Annotated in this window: 17 protein-coding genes; 8 read left to right on the forward strand and 9 right to left on the reverse strand. The window is 59.6% G+C overall.

Annotation, left to right across the window (positions count from 1 at the left end):
- Nucleotides 1-46 precede the first annotated feature (46 nt).
- Both FHW77_RS08890 and FHW77_RS08895 read right to left on the reverse strand, forming a co-directional pair.
- Complete coding sequence (locus FHW77_RS08890) at nt 47-1144, reverse strand: polyamine ABC transporter substrate-binding protein (protein ID WP_004440078.1); 1098 nt, start codon at nt 1142-1144, stop codon at nt 47-49.
- Between the two features lie 152 nt (nt 1145-1296).
- A complete protein-coding gene (locus FHW77_RS08895; protein ID WP_004440076.1) occupies nt 1297-2712 on the reverse strand; it encodes a helix-turn-helix domain-containing protein in 1416 nt (471 codons plus the stop codon).
- 256 nt (nt 2713-2968) lie between these two features.
- On the opposite strand from FHW77_RS08895, the gene aceA reads away from it, so the two are divergent.
- Both aceA and FHW77_RS08905 read left to right on the forward strand, forming a co-directional pair.
- Complete coding sequence (gene aceA, locus FHW77_RS08900; protein WP_004440074.1) at nt 2969-4258, forward strand: isocitrate lyase; 1290 nt, start codon at nt 2969-2971, stop codon at nt 4256-4258.
- A gap of 84 nt (nt 4259-4342) precedes the next feature.
- A complete protein-coding gene (locus FHW77_RS08905; protein ID WP_004432604.1) occupies nt 4343-4600 on the forward strand; it encodes an SMc00767 family acetate metabolism repressor in 258 nt (85 codons plus the stop codon).
- Nucleotides 4601-4665: 65 nt separating this feature from the next.
- Here FHW77_RS08905 and FHW77_RS08910 read toward each other — a convergent pair whose 3' ends face one another.
- From FHW77_RS08910 to FHW77_RS08920, 4 genes are all read right to left on the reverse strand, one after another.
- Complete coding sequence (locus tag FHW77_RS08910; RefSeq protein WP_006698168.1) at nt 4666-4989, reverse strand: hypothetical protein; 324 nt, start codon at nt 4987-4989, stop codon at nt 4666-4668.
- A 142-nt stretch (nt 4990-5131) separates the two neighbouring features.
- A complete protein-coding gene (locus FHW77_RS08915; protein WP_004440070.1) occupies nt 5132-6004 on the reverse strand; it encodes a LysR family transcriptional regulator in 873 nt (290 codons plus the stop codon).
- 255 nt (nt 6005-6259) lie between these two features.
- Complete coding sequence (locus FHW77_RS26690; protein WP_262621252.1) at nt 6260-6394, reverse strand: hypothetical protein; 135 nt, start codon at nt 6392-6394, stop codon at nt 6260-6262.
- 358 nt (nt 6395-6752) lie between these two features.
- Nucleotides 6753-7937: a BaiN/RdsA family NAD(P)/FAD-dependent oxidoreductase gene (locus FHW77_RS08920; RefSeq protein ID WP_034496010.1), complete on the reverse strand. Its 1185-nt coding sequence runs from the start codon at nt 7935-7937 to the stop codon at nt 6753-6755.
- Between the two features lie 123 nt (nt 7938-8060).
- On the opposite strand from FHW77_RS08920, the gene FHW77_RS08925 reads away from it, so the two are divergent.
- From FHW77_RS08925 to FHW77_RS08950, 6 genes are all read left to right on the forward strand, one after another.
- Complete coding sequence (locus tag FHW77_RS08925; protein ID WP_004440065.1) at nt 8061-9500, forward strand: glutamine synthetase family protein; 1440 nt, start codon at nt 8061-8063, stop codon at nt 9498-9500.
- Nucleotides 9501-9512: 12 nt separating this feature from the next.
- Nucleotides 9513-10799 (forward strand): NAD(P)/FAD-dependent oxidoreductase, encoded by a 1287-nt coding sequence (locus FHW77_RS08930; protein WP_004440063.1) that lies wholly within the window; start codon nt 9513-9515, stop codon nt 10797-10799.
- A 136-nt stretch (nt 10800-10935) separates the two neighbouring features.
- Complete coding sequence (zwf, locus tag FHW77_RS08935) at nt 10936-12411, forward strand: glucose-6-phosphate dehydrogenase (RefSeq protein WP_004440062.1); 1476 nt, start codon at nt 10936-10938, stop codon at nt 12409-12411.
- A 10-nt stretch (nt 12412-12421) separates the two neighbouring features.
- Nucleotides 12422-13120, forward strand: a complete 699-nt coding sequence (gene pgl, locus FHW77_RS08940) for a 6-phosphogluconolactonase (RefSeq protein WP_004440060.1) — start codon at nt 12422-12424, stop codon at nt 13118-13120.
- A 124-nt stretch (nt 13121-13244) separates the two neighbouring features.
- On the forward strand, nt 13245-15065 hold the full coding sequence (gene edd / locus FHW77_RS08945; RefSeq protein WP_004440058.1) for a phosphogluconate dehydratase: 1821 nt from the start codon (nt 13245-13247) through the stop codon (nt 15063-15065).
- A 218-nt stretch (nt 15066-15283) separates the two neighbouring features.
- Nucleotides 15284-16648 (forward strand): metallophosphoesterase, encoded by a 1365-nt coding sequence (locus FHW77_RS08950; RefSeq protein ID WP_004440056.1) that lies wholly within the window; start codon nt 15284-15286, stop codon nt 16646-16648.
- A gap of 20 nt (nt 16649-16668) precedes the next feature.
- Here the strand turns inward: FHW77_RS08950 and FHW77_RS08955 are convergent, their stop codons facing one another.
- The 3 genes from FHW77_RS08955 to bglA all read right to left on the reverse strand — a co-directional run bounded on the left by FHW77_RS08955 (nt 16669) and on the right by bglA (nt 20027).
- Nucleotides 16669-17025 (reverse strand): hypothetical protein, encoded by a 357-nt coding sequence (locus FHW77_RS08955; RefSeq protein WP_034496014.1) that lies wholly within the window; start codon nt 17023-17025, stop codon nt 16669-16671.
- A 237-nt stretch (nt 17026-17262) separates the two neighbouring features.
- Nucleotides 17263-18351, reverse strand: a complete 1089-nt coding sequence (locus tag FHW77_RS08960) for an ABC transporter ATP-binding protein (RefSeq protein WP_004440053.1) — start codon at nt 18349-18351, stop codon at nt 17263-17265.
- A 20-nt stretch (nt 18352-18371) separates the two neighbouring features.
- On the reverse strand, nt 18372-20027 hold the full coding sequence (bglA, locus tag FHW77_RS08965) for a beta-galactosidase BglA (RefSeq protein WP_004440050.1): 1656 nt from the start codon (nt 20025-20027) through the stop codon (nt 18372-18374).
- Nucleotides 20028-20041 lie beyond the last annotated feature (14 nt).

The raw sequence follows: 20041 nt of genomic DNA on the forward strand, positions 1-20041 counted from the left end.
AGAGGAACAGGCCCGCCGGCCGTTCCTCAACCAGCGGGCGGAGGTTTCAGCTGCCAGTCTTTATCTGCGTCCAGACGCGGTTCAGCACGCGCTGTTCCTTCGGTCCGTAAGGCGAGATCGTGAAGAGCTTCTTCAGCGTCTCGGCATCGGGATAGACTGCCGGGTTCTTGGCAACAGACTCATCCATCAGCGCCTGCGAAGCAAGGTTGCCATTGGCGTACTGAACGTAGTTCGACGCCTTGGCAATGACTTCCGGCCGCATCAGATAGTTGATGAAGGCGTGCGCTTCTTCGACATTCTTAGCATCCGCCGGGATGGCAAGGTTGTCGAACCACATGTAGGTGCCTTCCTTCGGGATGACGTAATTCACCTCGACGCCATTCTTGGCTTCCTCGGCGCGGCTCTTCGCCTGGAGGATGTCGCCCGACCAGCCGATGGTGATGCAGCTGTCGCCATTCGCCAGTTCATCGATATAGGCGGAGGAGTTGAAGGTCTTCACATAGGGGCGGATCTTCATGTAGACATCGCCGCCCGCCTCGAGATCGGCGGTTTCTTTGCTGTCCGGGTTCTTTCCGAGATAATTCATGGCAATGGCGAAGGTCTCGTCCGAGGCATCGAGAATATTGATGCCGCAGGATTTCAGCTTTTCAGCGTTTTCCGGCTTGAACAGAATATCCCAGCTATCGACCGGAACATCGCCCAGTGCAGCCTTCACCTTGGCGACGTTATAACCGATGCCGGTGGTGCCCCACATGTAGTTCACGGCATATTCGTTGCCGGGGTCGTATTTCGCCAGACGCTCGGAAACCTCGGGCCACATGTTTTTCAGATTCGGCAACTTGGACTTGTCAAGTTTCTGGAACACGCCGGCATTGATCTGGCGGGCGAGAAAGGGGCCAGTGGGCACGACGACATCATATCCGGAGCTGCCGGCCAGCAGCTTGGTTTCCACAAGTTCATTGCTGTCGAAAACGTCATAGACGACCTTGATGCCGGTTTCCTTGGTGAAATCGGCGAGGATCGATTCGTCGATATAATCCGACCAGTTATAGACGTGGACGACCTTTTCCTGGGCCATTGCCGAGCCTGCTGTAACGAGCGCGGTGGTGAGAGCCAAGGTCAGGCGGAGAGAACGGTTTTTCATGATGTCTCCTGTTAACGCATCCTCACGACGGGAGCGTGATCCCCTTTTTTCGGAGAGACTAGAAAGGAAAACAGAAGGGAGCAAGGGGGAAATGTGCAGCACAGCATTTTCAACCAAATGTGTTCCGGTCGCAAAAAAGCGAATGAAAACACCTACTGGAAGTCGAAAACACTGAGGCCGGTGACCATTTCATCCAGCCCCAGCGGCCGCGTGAGCGGCGCTTCCGCCCGCGAAAGACAGCCCTGTCTTTCGCACAGCCGGCACGAAGGACCGACGGCGACGGGCGCAGCGCCCGAAGCGGCCGGGCCATAGACGGTCTCTGCCGCCTGAGCGAAATCGCAGCCCAGAAGCACCGCCGTTCGCCGCACCCTCTCGCCGAAACCAGCCTGCGGACCTTCCAGCGTGCGCGACACCGTGAGGAAAGCATCTCCGTCGGGCATCTCGACCGCTTCCACGAGCACTTGTCCCGGCTGGGCGAAAGCCGCATGAATATTGAGACGCGGACAGAGGCCGCCAAAACGCGCCCTTGGAAAACCGCCGGCCCCCGCAAGGCGAAAACGGTTACCGGCATTGTCGATTTCCATCAGGAAAAACGGGATCGCCGCGGCTGTCGGCCGCTGCAGGCTGACGATGCGATTGGCCGCCTGTTCGAACGATACGTTGAAGCGCGACCGCAAGACTTCGAGATCGTACTTCGCCCGCTGGGCGGCGCCGAGGAATGCGCCATAGGGCATCATCAACGCATGAGCGGCGTAACGCGCCAGTTCGAAGCGGGCAATGCGTCTCGCCTCTTCCCCTTTCAGGCCAAGCCCTTCAAGCTCCGTACCGATTTCTTCGCGCAGCGCCAGAAGGCAGGTCTCCATCGCCATTTCCCTCAGCTGATCCGGCTGCGACAGGCGCTCGGATAAAAAGAGCCGCATGGAATGCCGGTCGTAACGTCGCCGGAGGTTTGGCATAGCGTGAACCGGCAGGGTGCGGACCACGATGCCGTGGTTTTTCTGGAGCCATGCGCGAACGCCGGAGGCGAGATCATCGCCCGTCGACAAATGTTTGTGGAGGTCTTCCGCAGCCGCATCGATGGAATGGAAGTAGGCCGGGCGGTTTTCAAAGACGTGTCGCACCTCGTCGATCGGCAGGCGGGTGGAGGAAAGCATCGTTTCATGACCCTCCCGCGCCAGAAGATCGGAGAGATCGGAGAGGCGCTGCGCCTGTTCCCGGTAAGCCCGGTATAGCTTGAGAACACCACTTGCCGCATTGGGCGCGGCATCGGCGACCTCAATCAGTTCCTGCGGCGACGGCACTTCGCCGACCAGCAGCGGATCGGCGAAGACCTCGCGCAGCTGCCCGGCGGAACCGGCGCTTTCGCCCTGCAGGTCATCCAGATCGACCTTGTACACAGAGGCGAGCTTCAAAAGCAGCTGCACCGTCAGCGGCCGCTGGTTGCGCTCGATGAGATTGAGATAGGACGGCGAAATCGCCAGCGCCTCGGCCATGGCCGTCTGCGTCAGCGCGAGACCGTTGCGAATGCGGCGCACGCGCGGGCCCGCAAAAATCTTGTTTTCCGACACAGCCTTTCCCCTCCACCCCCATCAACACATACAATTCCATTACAAAATCGACGGATCATACTCTTTTACAAAATTTACATTTTTACAGCGTCGCTCTGTCATGCACACTACAGGATAACCTCTTTCAAGTCACTGTTTTTATGTTTGTTCTGGCGATCAAATCTCGAGAAATGTAAATGTAGTCACATCAAACGGCGCCATATGATGTTCAAGACGGCCCGCTACGAAAACCGCATTTATCATGGGAGAGAGAAGTATGACGGATTTTTACAAACTTGTTCCGGGCGCACCGCAGGGACGTTTCGACGGCATCGAGCGCACCTATACCGCCGCCGACGTGGAGCGGCTGCGCGGCTCTGTCGAAATCCGCCATTCGCTGGCCGAAATGGGTGCGAACCGGCTGTGGAAGCTGATCAACGAGGAGAATTTCGTCAATGCGCTGGGTGCGCTCTCGGGCAACCAGGCCATGCAGATGGTTCGCGCCGGGCTGAAGGCGATTTATCTTTCGGGATGGCAGGTTGCAGCGGATGCGAACACGGCCTCGGCCATGTATCCGGACCAGTCGCTCTATCCCGCCAATGCAGCGCCGGAGCTGGCCAAGCGCATAAACCGCACCCTGCAACGCGCCGACCAGATCGAGACCGCGGAGGGCAAGGGCCTTTCTGTCGACACCTGGTTCGCGCCGATCGTTGCCGATGCGGAGGCCGGTTTCGGCGGGCCGCTCAACGCCTTCGAGATCATGAAGGCCTTCATCGAGGCAGGTGCAGCAGGTGTTCACTATGAGGATCAGCTGGCATCGGAAAAGAAATGCGGCCATCTCGGCGGCAAGGTTCTGATCCCGACGGCGGCGCACATCCGCAACCTGACGGCAGCACGGCTTGCGGCCGACGTTATGGGTGTACCAACGCTGGTCATCGCCCGCACGGACGCGGAGGCCGCCAAGCTTCTGACCTCCGATATCGACGAGCGCGACCGTCCCTTCGTGGATTACGATGCCGGGCGCACCGTTGAGGGCTTTTATCAGGTCAAGAACGGTCTGGAGCCCTGCATTGCCCGCGCGGTGGCTTATGCGCCCTATTGCGACCTGATCTGGTGCGAAACATCAAAGCCGGATCTGGAACAGGCGCGCAGGTTTGCTGAAGGCGTGCACAAGGTGCATCCGGGCAAGAAGCTCGCCTACAATTGCTCGCCGTCGTTCAACTGGAAAAAGAACCTCGACGACGCGACGATTGCGAAGTTCCAGCGCGAGCTAGGCGCGATGGGCTACAAGTTCCAGTTCATCACGCTCGCTGGCTTCCACCAGCTCAACTACGGCATGTTCGAACTGGCGCGCGGCTACAGGGACCGGCAGATGGCGGCTTATTCCGAGCTTCAGGAGGCGGAATTCGCAGCAGAGGCCAATGGTTACACCGCCACCAAGCACCAGCGCGAAGTCGGTACCGGCTATTTCGACGCCGTGTCTCTGGCGATCTCTGGCGGCACGTCGTCCACCACGGCCATGAAGGAATCCACCGAGCACGACCAGTTCCGCCCGGCGGCCGAATAAATCAAGAAAACCGCCCTTCCCCATCGCGGGAAGGGCTTGCAAAGCAGATCAAAAACCCCTGACAATAACGAGAGGAGAAATGCCATGAACGCCCACAATCCCATCAAGACGCACGTCAAGGAACGCGCCGAGGAGCAATCCTCCGCCATGACGCAGGATCAGCAGGCTGCCATCCGCATGCTGGCCAATGACCTGCACCGCCTCAACCAGGCCGTCATGAAAGCCGTCGAGGCCGGCGTTTCCGTCGAGCTGGTCCGCTCGGCCCGCCACCATGGCGGCGGCGGCAACTGGGGTGATCTGCTTATCCCCGTCATCGTTGCGCAGGGGCGTGACGCCGCGTGAAACGAAAGACCGGAACATCATAATCGATGTTCCGGCCTTCAGTGCAAACGTCAGAAGTGGCCGCCTCAGAAGCTCGCCGACACGGAAACGCCGATGCTTACATTGACGCCCATCGCCTCCACGTTACCCTGGAGTTGGGGCGCATAGGGGGCGAAGCAGGCAAGTTGCGTCAGGGGAATCGGGTTCAGAACGGCCGGCGATTCCCACGCCAGATGCATCGCCACGCCTCCCACGAGCTTTTCCCAGCCTGCGATCTTGGTGCCTGAGGCTGCCGGCGCAATTGCCGTGACGGATTGCGAAAGAGCATCGGCAACAACTGCCGCGAGCCCCTTACTGACTGCTGCATAAAAGAGCTTTGCTGCTTCTTCCGGCGTTCCTGCTGCGGACATCGCATTTACGTATGATGCTGAAACTATCATGGCGGCCTCAACCTGAAAGGGTTAAACTTACAAAAAGCAACCTATGGATATTTTGATGCGCACGCAACTATAAATTATTAAAATTTATTTATACAACTGAACGTGATTTCATCTATGCCGGGCGGCCCTTGCGTCCGGCGTAGAGATCGGAATGGCTCTTGATCAGACGGGTCATCCGATCCGCCACCGTCCTGATATCGGGTCGGTGGCGATCGTCATTATTCATGACGATCCATTGATTGTGGCGCAGCGGTTCGATTTCGCCGCCCTCCCGGACGAGGCGCGCATCCGCATCGCCCACGAAACAGGGAAGCACCGCGATCCCCGCCCCTGACAGGACAAGATCGAGAAGCGCCGTTGGCCGGTTCACCGTTACGACGATCTCGTTGCTCCGGTTTTCATGCGGCCAGCGAAGATAGGTTGAAATGGCGTTTTCCTCGGCTACCGACAGCCAGCGGTCAGCGACAGTGGCGGCGGCATTGCGCAGCCTGTAGGGAGCGTAGGCAACCTCCCCCGTCTTGATGGCGGCGAGATTGCGCTCCTGCGGCTCGAAAGCGCGGATACCGATATCGTTTTCGCGATGCGCCAGAGACGCCCTCTGCTCGGCGATAAAAAGGTCGATGCGGAAATCATCGCGATCCGTGCAGATGGCGGAGAAGTTGCTGGTCAAGAGCCAGGCATTCCAGGTGCCCACGGCAATCCGCACGATGGACGAGGCCGATGACGCCTTCTGCCACCCCTCGATATCCCTGGCCGCATTCTCCATGGCCTGAAGTCTGTCGAACAACGCACGGCCGTCCACTGTGAGGGCGTATCCCGTCTGGCTGCGGTGGAACAGCGCCTTGCCGATCCGCTCCTCCAGCTCGACCATGCGCCGCCCTATGGTCGCGGGGCTTAAGCCCGTCAGCGCGGCGGCACCCGTCAGGCCACCGCTGCGTGACACATCGAGGAAAAGCTGGTAGGAATCCCAGGTGACGTTTTTCATAATTGAAAAACGTAGCGCATTTTCTTGCGCAGATAAATCAAAAAACGGCGTGCATCATGGCCCTCTGCAGTAAGAAGGAGAGCGAACATGCACGCGATTTTTGCAGCACGGGCCATTATCGAAAATCAGCGACCGCGCACACGGCGTGAAGCCATTCTGCAGGAAGAAAAGTTTTACAGGGATATGGCCGAGGCATCACGGATGTCACGGTTTTTCAGCGCGCTTATCAACTTTGTGAAGGCGAGAAGCCGTCGATCAATGGAAGAGGGCGATAAGGGCTGCGAGAGCACCGGCTGCGATGAGGCTCAGCCGAAAGGCCAACTGCCGGCTCTCGTTGTCAGTGCGGGCGATGGCAATGGCGCGAGGGCGGCGATGTGCAGATCTGTTCATGCGCGGGCTCCAGACGAAAAACTCAACCGACCCATGCCCTGTTAAGGGCTTCCAGCGTGACATCATGTGCAGCGGGATCATTGAGCGATCCGGCCTTGCTGGCATTTGGTCAGGATGACTCCTCCCCCGTTAACAGATTATTAAAAACGCGAGGAAGGGCCACAACTTTACCAACTGAAACTGGGTTGGCGAACAGGTCTCATCAGCTCCGTCACCCCGGACTAGTTCCGGGGTCGAGCGCGATCAAGTCCTTGATCGAGAAAGACTCTTTACGGCCCAGAAGCGCCATGGCTGGACGCCGGATCAAGTCCCGCATGACGAAGGAGAGAGGTCCGATCTTTTCCACGGCCAGAGACGATCACGCGAATTCGCCGGCCGCCTGGCCGGACGCCCAGGCCCACTGGAAATTATAACCGCCGAGCCAGCCGGTCACATCGACACATTCGCCGATGAAATAGAGGCCGGGGACGGATTTCGCCGCCATGCTGCGGGAATCGAGGCCGGTGGTGTCCACGCCGCCGAGCGTGACCTCCGCGGTGCGATAACCTTCCGAACCGGCGGGCTTGATCTGCCAGTCCTGCACCTCTGCTGCCAGCTTCGCCAGAGCCTTGTCAGACATATCGGCAAGATGGCCGGTGAGGCCGGATTGTTCGACGACATGCTGGGCGAGCCGCTTCGGAAGGATCTCCGACAGGGCGGTCTGGGCGGACTGACGGCCGTTTTTCTGTTTGGCCTGCTTCAACACCGCGGCCAAATCGCGATGCGGCTCAAGCTTCAGGCGGATGGGATCACCCTCGCGCCAGTATGAGGAGATTTGCAGTATGGAAGGACCGCTCAAACCACGATGGGTGAACAATAGCGCTTCCTCGAACGAGGTTTTGCCATGGGAAACCTCGGCCGGAACAGCGACACCGGCAAGCGGGCTCAGCTTTTCCAGAAGACCGGGATCAAGCGTCAGCGGAACGAGGCCGGGGCGGGTTTCAATGAGCTTGAGGCCGAACTGTTCGGCGATCTGGTAGGCAAAACCGGTCGCGCCCATCTTCGGGATAGACTTGCCGCCTGTCGCGACGACGAGGCTCTCCGCCTCGATGACGCCACCCGAGGTCGACACCCGAAAACGGCCGCCGTCATGGGTCACGGCGGAGACTGACGTTTCGAGCCGAAGCTTCGCATTCACCGCCTGCATTTCAGCCAGCAGCATGCGGATGATATCCTTGGCGCTGTCATCACAGAAAAGCTGGCCGAGCGTCTTTTCGTGCCAGGAGATACGGTGTTTTTCGACAAGGGCGATGAAATCGCGCGGCGTATATCGGGCAAGCGCGGATTTGGCGAAATGCGGGTTGGCAGAGAGATAATTCCTCGGCCCGGCGTGGATATTGGTAAAGTTACAGCGACCGCCGCCGGAGATGCGGATCTTTTCGCCCGGCGCTTTCGCATGGTCGAGAACGACGACGGAGCGGCCGCGCTGGCCGGCGCGGATGGCGCACATCACGCCGGCGGCGCCCGCCCCCAAAATCAGCACGTCACATTTATCTGCCATCATTCCATCCGTTTCGTTTCCTTTCCTCTTTTCCAAGTGCCGCCGCTTGTCAATGGCGCTTTCCCCCTCGCCAATTGCCAAACTACGGTTATGATGGCGACAGTCGAAACACAGACCCGGTGATACATGCCCGCCAAGAAAACCATGCTCCGCCCGAAAAAAAAGGCAACCATGGCAAAGAAGACCCCTCCCCTCGACCTTTCCTCCACCCGTGGCGTTTCCTCCTGGCGCGAAGCCGCGCAATGGCTGAGGGCGCGTGGGATAGAAGACATAGAATGCATCACGCCCGACCTTGCCGGCGTACCGCGCGGGAAAATGATGCCGACGGCGAAATTCACGGGCGATACCTCGCTTGCTCTACCCTCGGCGCTCTATCGCCACACGATATCGGGCGAATATCCCGATGAGACCGCCAATTTCCGCTACGAGCCGCGCGACAGCGATCTGAAGCTGGTGCCTGATCTTTCCACCCTCTCCGTCGTGCCCTGGGAAACCGACCCGACCGCGCAGGTGATCTGTGACGTGGTGGATGCGGAAGGCAATTTCGTGCCCTACACGCCGCGCAACGTTTTGAAGAACGTGCTTTCGCTCTATACCGAAAAGGGCTGGAAGCCGGTGGTGGCACCGGAAATCGAATTCTACCTCGTCGCCATGAATGACGATCCGGACTATCCGCTGCATCCGCCAAAGGGCCGGTCAGGACGCTCCATCGTTGGAGGTCAAAGCTATTCCATCGCCGGCATCAACGAGTTCGACGAGTTGATTGATGACATCTATCATTTCTCCGAAAAACAGGGCCTCGAGATCGATACGCTCATCCATGAGGAAGGGCCGGCACAGCTGGAAATCAACCTGCGCCATGGCGATCCGATCGAGCTTGCCGACCAGGTGTTCCTGTTCAAGCGCACCATTCGCGAAGCCGCGCTGAAGCACGGCATCTATGCCACCTTCATGGCCAAGCCGATGCAGGGCCAGCCGGGTTCGGCCATGCACATCCACCAGTCGGTGGTAGAAATCGATAGCGGCCGCAACATCTTCTCCAATGAAGATGGCAGCCCTTCGAGAGAATTCTTCTCCTTTGTCGGCGGCATGCAGCGTTACGTTCCGAATGCGCTGGTCATGCTGGCGCCCTATGTGAATTCCTACCGCCGCCTGACGCCTGACATGGCCTGCCCGGTGAACAATGCCTGGGGTTACGACAACCGCACGACGGCCTTCCGCGTGCCGATTTCCGGCCCGCAGGCGCGGCGCGTCGAAAACCGCCTGCCGAGCTCGGACGCCAACCCCTATCTGGCGCTCGCGGCCTCGCTCGGCTGCGGCTGGCTCGGCATCGTCAACAGCATCGAGCCGACCGAACCCACCGCCGATACGGCCAATGAGGGCTCTATCGACCTGCCGCGTGGCCTGCTTGAAGCGGTCGCCTTGCTGGAGGGCGAAGCACAGTTCGACCGGATCTTCGGTCACGAATTTGTCGGCCTTTATGCCGGTCTGAAGCGGGGGGAATTCGAGACCTTCATGCAGGTCATCAGCCCCTGGGAGCGCGAGTTCCTGCTTCTCAACGTGTAAGGAATCCCGAGCATGACATGGCAAAGCCCGATTGCGCCGGGACTATCCTGGTATCAGGCAACCATCGGTGAGCGGCCGGACTATCCCGCGCTCGATGGGTCGAAGCAGGTGGATGTCGCGATCATCGGCGGTGGTTACACGGGTCTTCAGGCCGCCTGTAATCTCGCTGAAAACGGCGTCTCGGTCGCCCTCATCGAAGCGCATCGTTTTGGCGATGGCGCTTCCGGCCGAAATGGCGGCCAGTTCGGCACCGGCCAGCGCTCTTTCCCCGATGAGCTTGAGGAAGAGATTGGCTTCGAGCAATCGAAGCTGCTGTTCGATATCGCCGAAAACGCCAAAAATTATGTGCGCGATTTCGCAAGCAGCCGCGGCATCGACATGGATTATCTGCCGGGCCAACTCTATGTGGCGCACAAGGCAGGTTACGAGGACGACTATCGCCGCAGCGTCGATGCGATGAACAACCGCTACGGCTATCCGCATATTTCCTACATGGAGCGTGGCGAAGCGCGCAAACGCGTCGGCTCCACTCATTATTTCGGCGGCACCCGCGACACCGGCACCGGCCATATACACCCGCTTAAGCTGCTGGTCGGGCTTGCGAAAGCCGCGAAAGATGCGGGTGCTCAGATTTACGAGATGACGCCTGCGAAATCCATCCGGCAAGTGGGCGGCAAGACCATCATCGAAACCCCTTTCGGCACCATCACTGCGCCACGGGTGTTGATTGCGACCAATGCCTATATCGGCAATCTGGAACCGATAACGGCAGCCCATATCATGCCGATCCGCTCCTTCATCGGCGCAACCGCACCGCTGGATGCCTTCCCCGGCATCATTCCAGACCGAGAGGCCGTGGCGGATTCACGGTTTGTGGTGCGTTACTTCCGCAAGACGGCCGATAACCGGCTGTTGTTCGGCGGCCGCGAAGCTTACACGGCAGATACGCCGCGGGATATTTCCAGCCACATCCGCCGGCAGATCGCGGAAATCTATCCCGAGCTGAAGGATATCGACATCACCCATTCCTGGGGCGGCTCCGTCGGCATCACTCTACCGCGTAAGGTCTTCGTGCGTGAGGTCATGCCAGGTGTCACCTCCATCGGTGGATATTCAGGCCACGGCGTGATGCTGTCGAATTATTGCGGCAAGCTTTATGCCGATCTGGTGCTCGGCAAAGAGGACATGCTGGCGCCATTCGCGCGGCTTAAAGTGCCGGCCTTTCCGGGCGGAACGTCACTGCGCGCGCCGCTGCTTTTCCTGGCGCTTTCGTGGTTTGCAATGCGAGACAGGTTTTAGTCCAATGTTTACAGTCCATTACCGGCGGCAAGCACACCGGCAAAAGCAAAATTCATAATTTCGCATAACTGAGTCTGGCATTTTTAAATCGATTAGATTATTGATGCCCCAACCCTTGAAGATCGAGAGAATCGATATGAGCAGTCAGATCATTCCTGTTGAACCTTTTGATTGTGTCGTTTTCGGCGGCACGGGCGATCTTGCCGAGCGCAAGCTTCTGCCGGCCCTTTATCACCGGCAGATCGAAGGGCAGTTCACGGAGCCGACCCGCATCATCGGTGCGTCGCGTTCGGTCATGACCCATGAGGAATATCGCAAATTCGCACAGGACGCCCTGAAGGAGCATCTGAAGGCCGGCGAGTATGACGACGCGCAGGTTGCCGTGTTCCTGAACAGGCTTTTCTACGTGCCCGTTGACGCCAAGGGCAACAATGGCTGGGACGTGCTGAAGAAGCTGCTGGACGAAGGTAAAGAGCGCGTGCGCGCTTTCTATCTCGCAGTCGCGCCCGGAATTTTCGGCGATATCGCCGACAAGATCCGCGAACACAAGCTCATCACCCGCTCGACCCGTATCGTCGTTGAAAAGCCGATCGGCCGCGACCTCGCCTCGGCGCAGGAACTCAACGACACCATCGGCCATGTCTTCAAGGAAGAGCAGATCTTCCGCATCGACCACTATCTCGGCAAGGAGACGGTGCAGAACCTGATGGCGCTGCGTTTCGCCAACGCGCTTTACGAGCCGCTGTGGAATTCCGCGCATATCGACCACGTGCAGATCACGGTTGCCGAGGCAGTCGGTCTCGAGGGTCGCGCCGGTTATTACGACAAGGCCGGCGCGTTGCGCGACATGGTGCAGAACCACATTCTCCAGCTGCTCTGCCTCGTCGCTATGGAGCCGCCGGCTTCCATGAACGCCGAAGCCGTGCGCGACGAAAAGTTGAAGGTTCTGCGTTCGCTGAAGCCGATCGACACCAGCAACGTCGAAAAGCTGACGGTTCGGGGCCAGTACCGCGCCGGCGCTTCCGCAGGTGGCCCGGTCAAGGGCTATCTGGAAGAGCTCGAAGGCGGCGTTTCCAACACCGAAACCTTCGTCGCCATCAAGGCTGAAATTGCAAACTGGCGCTGGGCGGGCGTTCCCTTCTACATCCGCACCGGTAAACGCCTCGCGACCCGCGTTTCGGAAATCGTCGTCACCTTCAAGCAGATCCCGCATTCGATCTTCGACGACGCGGCAGGCAAGATCGAGGCCAACAAGCTGGTCATTCGCCTGCAGCCGGATGAAGGCGTCAAGCAGTCGCTCCTCATCAAGGACCCAGGCCCGGGCGGCATGCGCCTGCGCCAGGTGTCGCTGGACATGAGCTTTGCCGAAGCCTTCAACGTGCGCAGCCCCGACGCCTATGAGCGCCTGCTGATGGATACCATCCGGTCCAACCAGACGCTGTTCATGCGCCGCGACGAGGTCGAGGCCGCATGGGACTGGATTGACCCAATTCTCAAGAGCTGGGAAGAGCTTGGTCAGGGCGTGCAGGGTTACACGGCAGGAACCTGGGGGCCGAGCGGCTCGATCGCACTGATCGAGCGTGACGGCCGTACCTGGCACGATGCCGACTGAGGGCGCGCGGATGAGCGAAACAATCCACGCCTTCGATAGCGCCTCCGATCTTGCCAATACGCTTGCGGCTGATGTCGCCCACCGGCTCGACGCGGCAACCAAGGAACGGGGGACCGCAAGCATCGCGGTCTCCGGCGGCTCTACACCGAAGCTGTTCTTTCAGGCGCTTTCCCAGCACGATCTCGATTGGCCAAATATCAGCGTGACGCTGGTGGACGAGCGTTTCGTGCCGCCGGAAAGCGATCGCTCCAATCATCGTCTCGTCGCCGAGAATCTTCTGCAAAACAAGGCGAAGGCGGCTTATTTCGTGCCGCTGTTCCAGCCGGCGGCCTCGCCGGAGGATGCGGCAACGCTTGCGACCGTCAAGACCGAAGCGATCTGCGATCCCTTCGATGTTGTCATTCTCGGTATGGGAACGGATGGCCACACGGCCTCGTTCTTTCCCGGTGGAGACAATCTCTACGAAGCGCTTGATCTCGATGAGCCGCGCGGGGTTTTGACCATGGCGGCCGAGAATGCCGGCGAGGAACGGTTGACCTTCAACTTCTCCAGCCTGCACGATGCCGGTTTCCTGGTGCTGCATATCGAAGGCGCCGCCAAGAAGGCGACGCTGGAGAAGGCGCAGTCGGGCGAGGATGAGGAAGAAATGCCCGTCCGTGCCGTGCTGAACCGGGCAGAAACGCCAGTGGATATTTACTGGGCGCCATAAGCCGACGCGACGGCCGCTCCTGCGGCCCGCGACAAGCGCCCCGAAGACATGAAGACTGAAACACGACAACCGGCATTCGCCTCCCGGAACGCCGGCTGTCGCCCAACGAACAGGATGAACGCCCATGTCCGCCGATTCCCGCATTCAGGCCATCACCGCCCGCATCGTCGAACGTTCCAAGCCCTATCGCGAGACCTATCTCGAGCGGCTGCGGCTGCAGGTCTCAAAAGGCGTTCACCGCTCCGTTCTGTCCTGCGGCAATCTTGCACACGGGTTTGCGGTCTGTTCCCCCGCCGACAAGGACATCCTTGCCGGCGACCGGGTTCCCAATCTCGGCATCATCACCGCCTATAACGACATGCTGTCGGCGCACCAGCCCTATGAGACCTTCCCGGCCATCATCCGCGATGCAGCCAAGGAAGCGGGCGGTATCGCTCAGGTTGCCGGCGCCGTACCTGCGATGTGTGACGGCGTCACCCAGGGGCAGCCCGGCATGGAGCTTTCGCTGTTTTCCCGCGATGCCATCGCCATGGCTGCGGGGATCGGCCTCTCGCACAACATGTTCGATGCCGCCCTCTATCTTGGCGTCTGCGACAAGATCGTGCCCGGCCTCGTCATCGCCGCACTCGCCTTCGGTCACCTGCCCGCGGTCTTCATTCCTGCCGGTCCGATGACATCAGGCCTGCCGAATGACGAGAAGTCACGTATTCGCCAGCTTTACGCCGAAGGCAAGGTCGGTCGCGCGGAGCTGCTGGAAGCGGAATCCAAATCTTACCACGGTCCCGGAACCTGCACCTTCTACGGCACCGCCAATTCCAACCAGATGCTGATGGAAATCATGGGCTTTCATATGCCCGGTTCCTCCTTCATCAATCCCGGCACGCCATTGCGTGACGCGCTGACCCGCGAGGCTACCAAGAGAGCGCTCGCCATCACCGCGCAGGGCAACGAATTCACCCCCGCCGGCGAGATGATCGACGAACGATCCATCGTCAACGGCGTCGTGGGTCTGCATGCGACCGGTGGTTCCACCAATCACACCATGCATCTGATCGCCATGGCGCGCGCCGCAGGCATCATCCTCACATGGCAGGATATTTCTGATCTCTCTGACATCGTGCCGCTGCTGGCCCGCGTTTATCCCAACGGGCTGGCCGATGTGAACCATTTCCACGCTGCAGGCGGCATGGGCTTCCTCATCAAGCAGCTCCTGAAACAAGGCTTCGTGCATGACGATGTGCGCACCGTCTTCGGACAGGGTCTGGCCGCCTACACCGTGGATGCACTACTGGACGAGAAGGGCGCGGTCACCCGCCAGCCCTCCCCTGAACAGAGCCACGATCCGAAGGTGCTTTCCAGCATTGAAACACCGTTCCAGCCCACCGGCGGTCTCAAGATGCTGACCGGTAATCTCGGCAAATCCGTCATCAAGATTTCCGCCGTCAAGCCGGAGCGCCATATCATCGAAGCGCCCGCGATTGTTTTCCACGACCAGCAGGAGCTTCAGGACGCCTTCAAGGAAGGCAAGCTTAACCGCGACTTCATTGCGGTCGTCCGCTTCCAGGGGCCGAAGGCGAATGGCATGCCTGAGCTGCACCGCCTGACGCCGCCGCTCGGCGTGCTGCAGGACCGCGGCTTCAAGGTGGCGCTTGTGACGGACGGGCGCATGTCCGGCGCATCCGGCAAGGTACCGGCCGCGATCCATGTTACGCCTGAGGCTTCCGATTGCGGGCCGATCTCGCTCATCCGCGATGGCGATATCATCCGTCTCGACGCCGTTTCCGGATCGCTCGAAGTGCTGGTGTCCGCCGCCGAACTGTCAAAACGCGAACCGGCGCGCGCTGATCTCTCCGGCAATGAATGGGGCATGGGCCGCGAACTTTTCGCCCCCTTCCGCCGTAATGCCGGTCCTGCCGATCAAGGTGCCAGTGTCCTGTTTCATTGATTTCCAAAAGGCGAAGGCTGGATGCGGCTTTCGCCTTTAAACCCCGCTCTGCGGCATCGTCCCACCGCACTTTCACGCCCGGGACGGGCGGACGCAGAAACAGCTTTATTTCCCATGCCTTAAACGCCAAACTTGTCATGCGGCTGTGATGATCGCCTCTTAAGGCGTTCCCGACCAGCCGTGGGATGACGGCGCAGTTTCGGATAATGGGGCATGACATGACGATTTTTTCAAGCAACCGCCGCGATGTGCTGAAGCTTATGGCGGGCACCGCCATGCTGCCGCTGATGGCAGCGGCCATGCCGGCAACGGCGCAGGATGTAGCCCTGCGTGCCATCGTCATCTCCGATCTGCATTCGGCCTATGAGCGTATCGGCCAGCTTCTCGCGGCCATCGAAACGCGTATCGCGGCCGACAAGGCGCCCCACATCATCCTGCTAAATGGCGACCTTTTCGAACTCGGCAACGCGGTGGCCACACGTTCGGCCGGCGAAATCGAATGGACCTTCCTTGCGGCGCTCGCCAAGCTTGCCCCCACAGTCATCAATATCGGCAATCATGAGCCCGATATCGACAATGACCTCGCCAATTTCGTCAGCCGTGCTCAAGCCCTCGGCATCACCGTGCTTTCCAACATCATCGACAAGCGAAGCGGCAACCCCTATGCGCCGTCCAGTGCCGCGGTGAAGGCCGGCGAACGGGCGGTCATCGTCGCAGGCCTCGCGACCAATGCGATCAATACCTATCCGAAGGCGACGCGCGAGATGCTGGACATTCCGCAGCCGGTGGAATGGGCGAAGGCCAATCTGCCCGAAATCGTCAAAGCGGATGCGATCAATATTGTTCTGAGCCACGCCGGCGTTGTCGCCGACCGCGATATTCTGCCGGTGCTGCCTGACGGCACGCTGCTGGTGGGCGGCCATGATCACCTGAATTTCGTGCACGAAGAGGGTGCGACGCGCTATGTCCACACCGGCTCCTGGTGCACCTCCATGACGGTCGCGACAATTACCGGTCCCGGCAAGGCCGCCGCCATTGAGACGGTCACCATCCATCGTGATGCTCCCGCCTCGCCGGCTCTCAAGACCCTCATCGAGCAGACGCTTGAAAAGCACCTGACCGCAGAAGAACGGGAAGTTGTCGGCAAGGCCGCCAAAGCGATGACCGTCGACGAAGCAGGGCGCCATGTGGCGCATCTGATCGCCGCGAAGACCGGCGCCGATGTCGGTTTCATCGGCCACACCTCTTTCGGCGCAGGCCTGCCTGCAGGCGATATTCGCCGTTATGATTTCAACGCCTCGCTGCGCTTCGACGGCAAGCTGATGGTGACCGAAGTGGACAGCGAGACGCTCGTCCAAATCCTAAAGCGATGCAATCAGGACAGCAACATTCCGCTCGCCGCACGCACGGGCGACTATCTCTACGCCATGCCGGAAAAGCCGGAGAAGAAAGGCCGTTACAAACTGGTCTGCAACGACTGGTCCGCTACCAACCAGAAATCCTATTTCGGCCGCAGCGATCTCGCCTTCATCGAAGTGCCGGATGTGAAGCTGAAGCAGACCGTTCTGGGCGGGCTTTCCTAAAGCCGCAAATCGTCGAGGTCTTAGAACGACCGGATATCCAGCTTGCGGTCCTTGTGGGCCGGGTGTGTGCTGAATACGAAAATTCGATCCAGCTCCTTCTGCGTCAGCATACGCAGGAAGCGGACATGGATGGTGTTGTTGGCGTTGACGCGCAACATCACGCAGCCGATCTTGGTGATGCGGGCATCGGGGATATCGAGATAGAACTGGTTCGGCAGGTTGTATTTGGTCAGTAGCGCCAGCACGGCCTCTGTCTGGGAGATGCGAATGACGTCGCAGCGGCGTGCCGCCATGTGCATCACGGCCTTTTCGGTATATTCGATGCGCGCCGCGTTCATGGTGTCTTCCATGCGGAACCGGCTTTCGCGGTCATACATGAAGGACTCTTCCTTGCTCAGATAATGATTTCTGATGACACCCGCACCGCTCTGCACGCCCGAACTCCCAATGCTTACCAATAGGACGAGACTAGGCCATAGTCTTTAACAATTCATATCAGCGTCAGCTTAAACAGGACGGAAGCGGGACATTTCCGACGTTTTTCCACACGGCCGATAACCAGTAAAAAGCCGCGGAACGGACAGTTCCGGGGCTTGTTTCAGTATCGCCACCGTTTACTTGCGGTAGGCTTTGCCTTCCGCATCGAAAAGATGAAGCTTCTCCTGCAGGGCGGCAAAGCGCAGGGTTTCACCCTTACCCACGGAAACAATGCCCGGCACCTTTACGATGATCGGCTCCTGGCCCTTGGGCGCTTCGAGATAAAGCAGGGTCACCTCACCCAGGGCCTCCACGATCGCGACTTTTCCCTCGAATAGATAGTCGTCGCCCGTCGCGATGCTCAGGTCTTCCGGCCGAACGCCAAAGCTTGCGGCCTTGCCCTGCTCAGATGCGGATGTGGGAACATCGACGACCAATGTCTTGCCGCCGGCAAGTTCGATGGAGGTCCGTTCACCCGTGCCGGTCACTTTCGCACCGATAATATTCATGGCGGGCGAGCCGATGAAACGCGCCACGAAAAGATTGGCCGGCCTCTCATAAAGCTCGAGCGGCGCGCCGACCTGCTCCACCCGCCCCGCGTTCAAAACGACGATGCGGTCAGCGAGCGTCATCGCCTCCACCTGGTCGTGGGTAACGTAGATCATCGTTGTATCGGCCATCTGCTCGTTGAGCTTGGCGATTTCGATGCGCGTGGCAACACGCAGAGCCGCATCGAGGTTCGAGAGCGGCTCATCGAACAGGAAGACCTTGGGGTTGCGGCAGATCGCGCGACCGATGGCGACACGCTGACGCTGGCCGCCGGACAGCGCCTTTGGCAATCGCTCCAGATATTGCGTGAGCTGCAGGATTTCGGCGGCGGCGCGAACGCGGCGGTCGATCTCCTGCTTGCTTTCCCTGGCAATCTTCATGCCGAAGGCCATGTTGTCGTAGACAGTCATGTGCGGATAAAGGGCATAGGACTGGAACACCATGGCGATGCCCCGACGCGAAGGCGGGATTTCGTTGACAAGCTGGCCGTCAATATACATCTCGCCGCCGGTGATTTCCTCCAGCCCGGCGATCATGCGCAGCAGGGTCGATTTTCCGCAGCCGGAGGGGCCAACAAAAACGATGAATTCGCCCTGTTCGATATCGAGATCGATGCCGTGCAGCACCTTCACCTGCCCGTATGATTTACGGATATCCTTGAGAACGAGACTTGTCATGGGTGTTCCTCCCTCATCTGTCAGGCGTAACGGGCGAAGAAAGCGCCCCATGCCGGAAGTTCGACGCTTCTGCCCTTCAGTCCGCTTGCAAAGCCATGGCCTTCAAGAACCTCCCAGTTCCCTTCCGGCAGCGTGGCCTCTGCCGGCGTCGCTGACAAGTTAAAGACGCAAAGAACGGTTTCGTTGCCCAGCTTGCGGGTATAGCTCAACACCTCACCCTGCACGGGCTGAAATTCGATGCCGCCCTTTGCGAAAGCCGGATGCTGCCTGCGGAACGCGAGGAAGCGGCGGTAATGCTCCAGCACCGAAGCCTCATTGCCCTGCTGGGCGCTCACGGCGCGCTGCTTGTGCTCGGTGGGAATCGGCAGCCACGTCTTGTCGGCCGTCGAGAACCCGGCCTGCGCATGGCCGGCGTCCCATACCATCGGCGTACGGCAACCGTCGCGGCCCTTGAATTCAGGCCAGAACTGAATGCCGTAAGGATCCTGCAAATCTTCGAAAGCGATATCGGCTTCGGTGAGGCCGAGTTCTTCACCCTCATAGATGCAGACGGAACCGCGCTGGGTCATGAGAAGTGCCGACAGCACCTTCGCGAAAGCATCCTTGTCCTCGACATGCTCGCCCCAGCGGCTGACATGGCGCACGACATCATGGTTGGAGAAAGCCCAGCAGGCCCAGCCTTCCGGTGCAGCTCTCGCAAAATCCGCCTGTACATCGGCAACACGCTGCGGGGTCAGCGCATCGGGCGCGAGGAATTCAAAGGCGTAGCACATCTGCATCTTGTCATCGCCGGAGGTGTATTCGCCGACGATTTCGAGGCCACGCTGGCTGTCGCCCACTTCGCCGACGGCGGCGATATCAGGGAATTCGTCCAGTACGGCGCGGAAGCGCTTCAGGAAGGCGATGTTTTCCGGGCGGTTCTTGTCGTAGAGATGCTCCTGGAAGTTATAGGGATTGACCGCAGGCGCGGTGGAGGCATTGCGGCGCTCCGGCGCCAGCGCCGGATTATCGCGCAGCTCAAGGTCGTGGAAATAGAAGTTGATGGTGTCGAGGCGGAAACCATCGACGCCGCGCTTCAGCCAGAAGCGTGTGATATTCAGCAGCTCTTCCTGAACTTCCGGATTATGCAGGTTGAGGTCCGGCTGCGAGGTCAGAAAGTTGTGCATGTAATATTGCATGCGGGTCGGATCCCACTGCCAGCCCGAGCCGCCGAAAATCGACAGCCAGTTGTTGGGCGGCGTGCCATCCGGCTTGCTGTCCGACCAGACATACCAATCCGCTTTCGGGTTGTTGCGGCTGGCGCGGCTTTCCACGAACCAGGGATGCTGGTCCGAGGTGTGCGACAGAACGAGATCGATCATGACGCGGATGCCGAGACGGTGGGCTTCGGCGATCAGCCCGTCGAAATCGGCGAGCGTGCCGAACATCGGGTCGACATCCACATAATTCGAGACGTCGTATCCAAAATCCTTCATCGGCGAGGTGAAGAAGGGCGAAATCCAGATCGCATCGGCACCGAGGCCTGCGATGTGATGGAGGCGGTCGGTGATGCCCTTGAGATCGCCGATGCCGTCGCCATTGGAGTCCTGATAGGAGCGCGGATAGATCTGATAGATAACAGCGCCGCGCCACCAGTCCTTGTTGGGCGTCAAAGCGGAAGTCACCGAAGCGGTCATGGAAGTGTCCTGTG

This window comes from Agrobacterium sp. RC10-4-1 (genome assembly GCF_014138475.1).
GTDB classification, from domain to species: domain Bacteria; phylum Pseudomonadota; class Alphaproteobacteria; order Rhizobiales; family Rhizobiaceae; genus Agrobacterium; species Agrobacterium pusense.

Bases quoted from the DNA above. Each gene is read 5' to 3' on its own strand.
- FHW77_RS08890 (WP_004440078.1), bottom strand. From the start codon at position 1,144: ATGAAAAACCGTTCTCTCCGCCTGACCTTGGCTCTCACCACCGCGCTC.
- aceA (WP_004440074.1), top strand. From the start codon at position 2,969: ATGACGGATTTTTACAAACTTGTTCCGGGCGCACCGCAGGGACGTTTC.
- FHW77_RS08905 (WP_004432604.1), top strand. From the start codon at position 4,343: ATGAACGCCCACAATCCCATCAAGACGCACGTCAAGGAACGCGCCGAG.
- FHW77_RS08910 (WP_006698168.1), bottom strand. From the start codon at position 4,989: ATGTCCGCAGCAGGAACGCCGGAAGAAGCAGCAAAGCTCTTTTATGCA.
- FHW77_RS08915 (WP_004440070.1), bottom strand. From the start codon at position 6,004: ATGAAAAACGTCACCTGGGATTCCTACCAGCTTTTCCTCGATGTGTCA.
- FHW77_RS26690 (WP_262621252.1), bottom strand. From the start codon at position 6,394: ATGAACAGATCTGCACATCGCCGCCCTCGCGCCATTGCCATCGCCCGC.
- FHW77_RS08920 (WP_034496010.1), bottom strand. From the start codon at position 7,937: ATGATGGCAGATAAATGTGACGTGCTGATTTTGGGGGCGGGCGCCGCC.
- FHW77_RS08925 (WP_004440065.1), top strand. From the start codon at position 8,061: ATGCCCGCCAAGAAAACCATGCTCCGCCCGAAAAAAAAGGCAACCATG.
- FHW77_RS08930 (WP_004440063.1), top strand. From the start codon at position 9,513: ATGACATGGCAAAGCCCGATTGCGCCGGGACTATCCTGGTATCAGGCA.
- zwf (WP_004440062.1), top strand. From the start codon at position 10,936: ATGAGCAGTCAGATCATTCCTGTTGAACCTTTTGATTGTGTCGTTTTC.
- pgl (WP_004440060.1), top strand. From the start codon at position 12,422: ATGAGCGAAACAATCCACGCCTTCGATAGCGCCTCCGATCTTGCCAAT.
- edd (WP_004440058.1), top strand. From the start codon at position 13,245: ATGTCCGCCGATTCCCGCATTCAGGCCATCACCGCCCGCATCGTCGAA.
- FHW77_RS08950 (WP_004440056.1), top strand. From the start codon at position 15,284: ATGACGATTTTTTCAAGCAACCGCCGCGATGTGCTGAAGCTTATGGCG.
- FHW77_RS08955 (WP_034496014.1), bottom strand. From the start codon at position 17,025: ATGTATGACCGCGAAAGCCGGTTCCGCATGGAAGACACCATGAACGCG.
- FHW77_RS08960 (WP_004440053.1), bottom strand. From the start codon at position 18,351: ATGACAAGTCTCGTTCTCAAGGATATCCGTAAATCATACGGGCAGGTG.
- bglA (WP_004440050.1), bottom strand. From the start codon at position 20,027: ATGACCGCTTCGGTGACTTCCGCTTTGACGCCCAACAAGGACTGGTGG.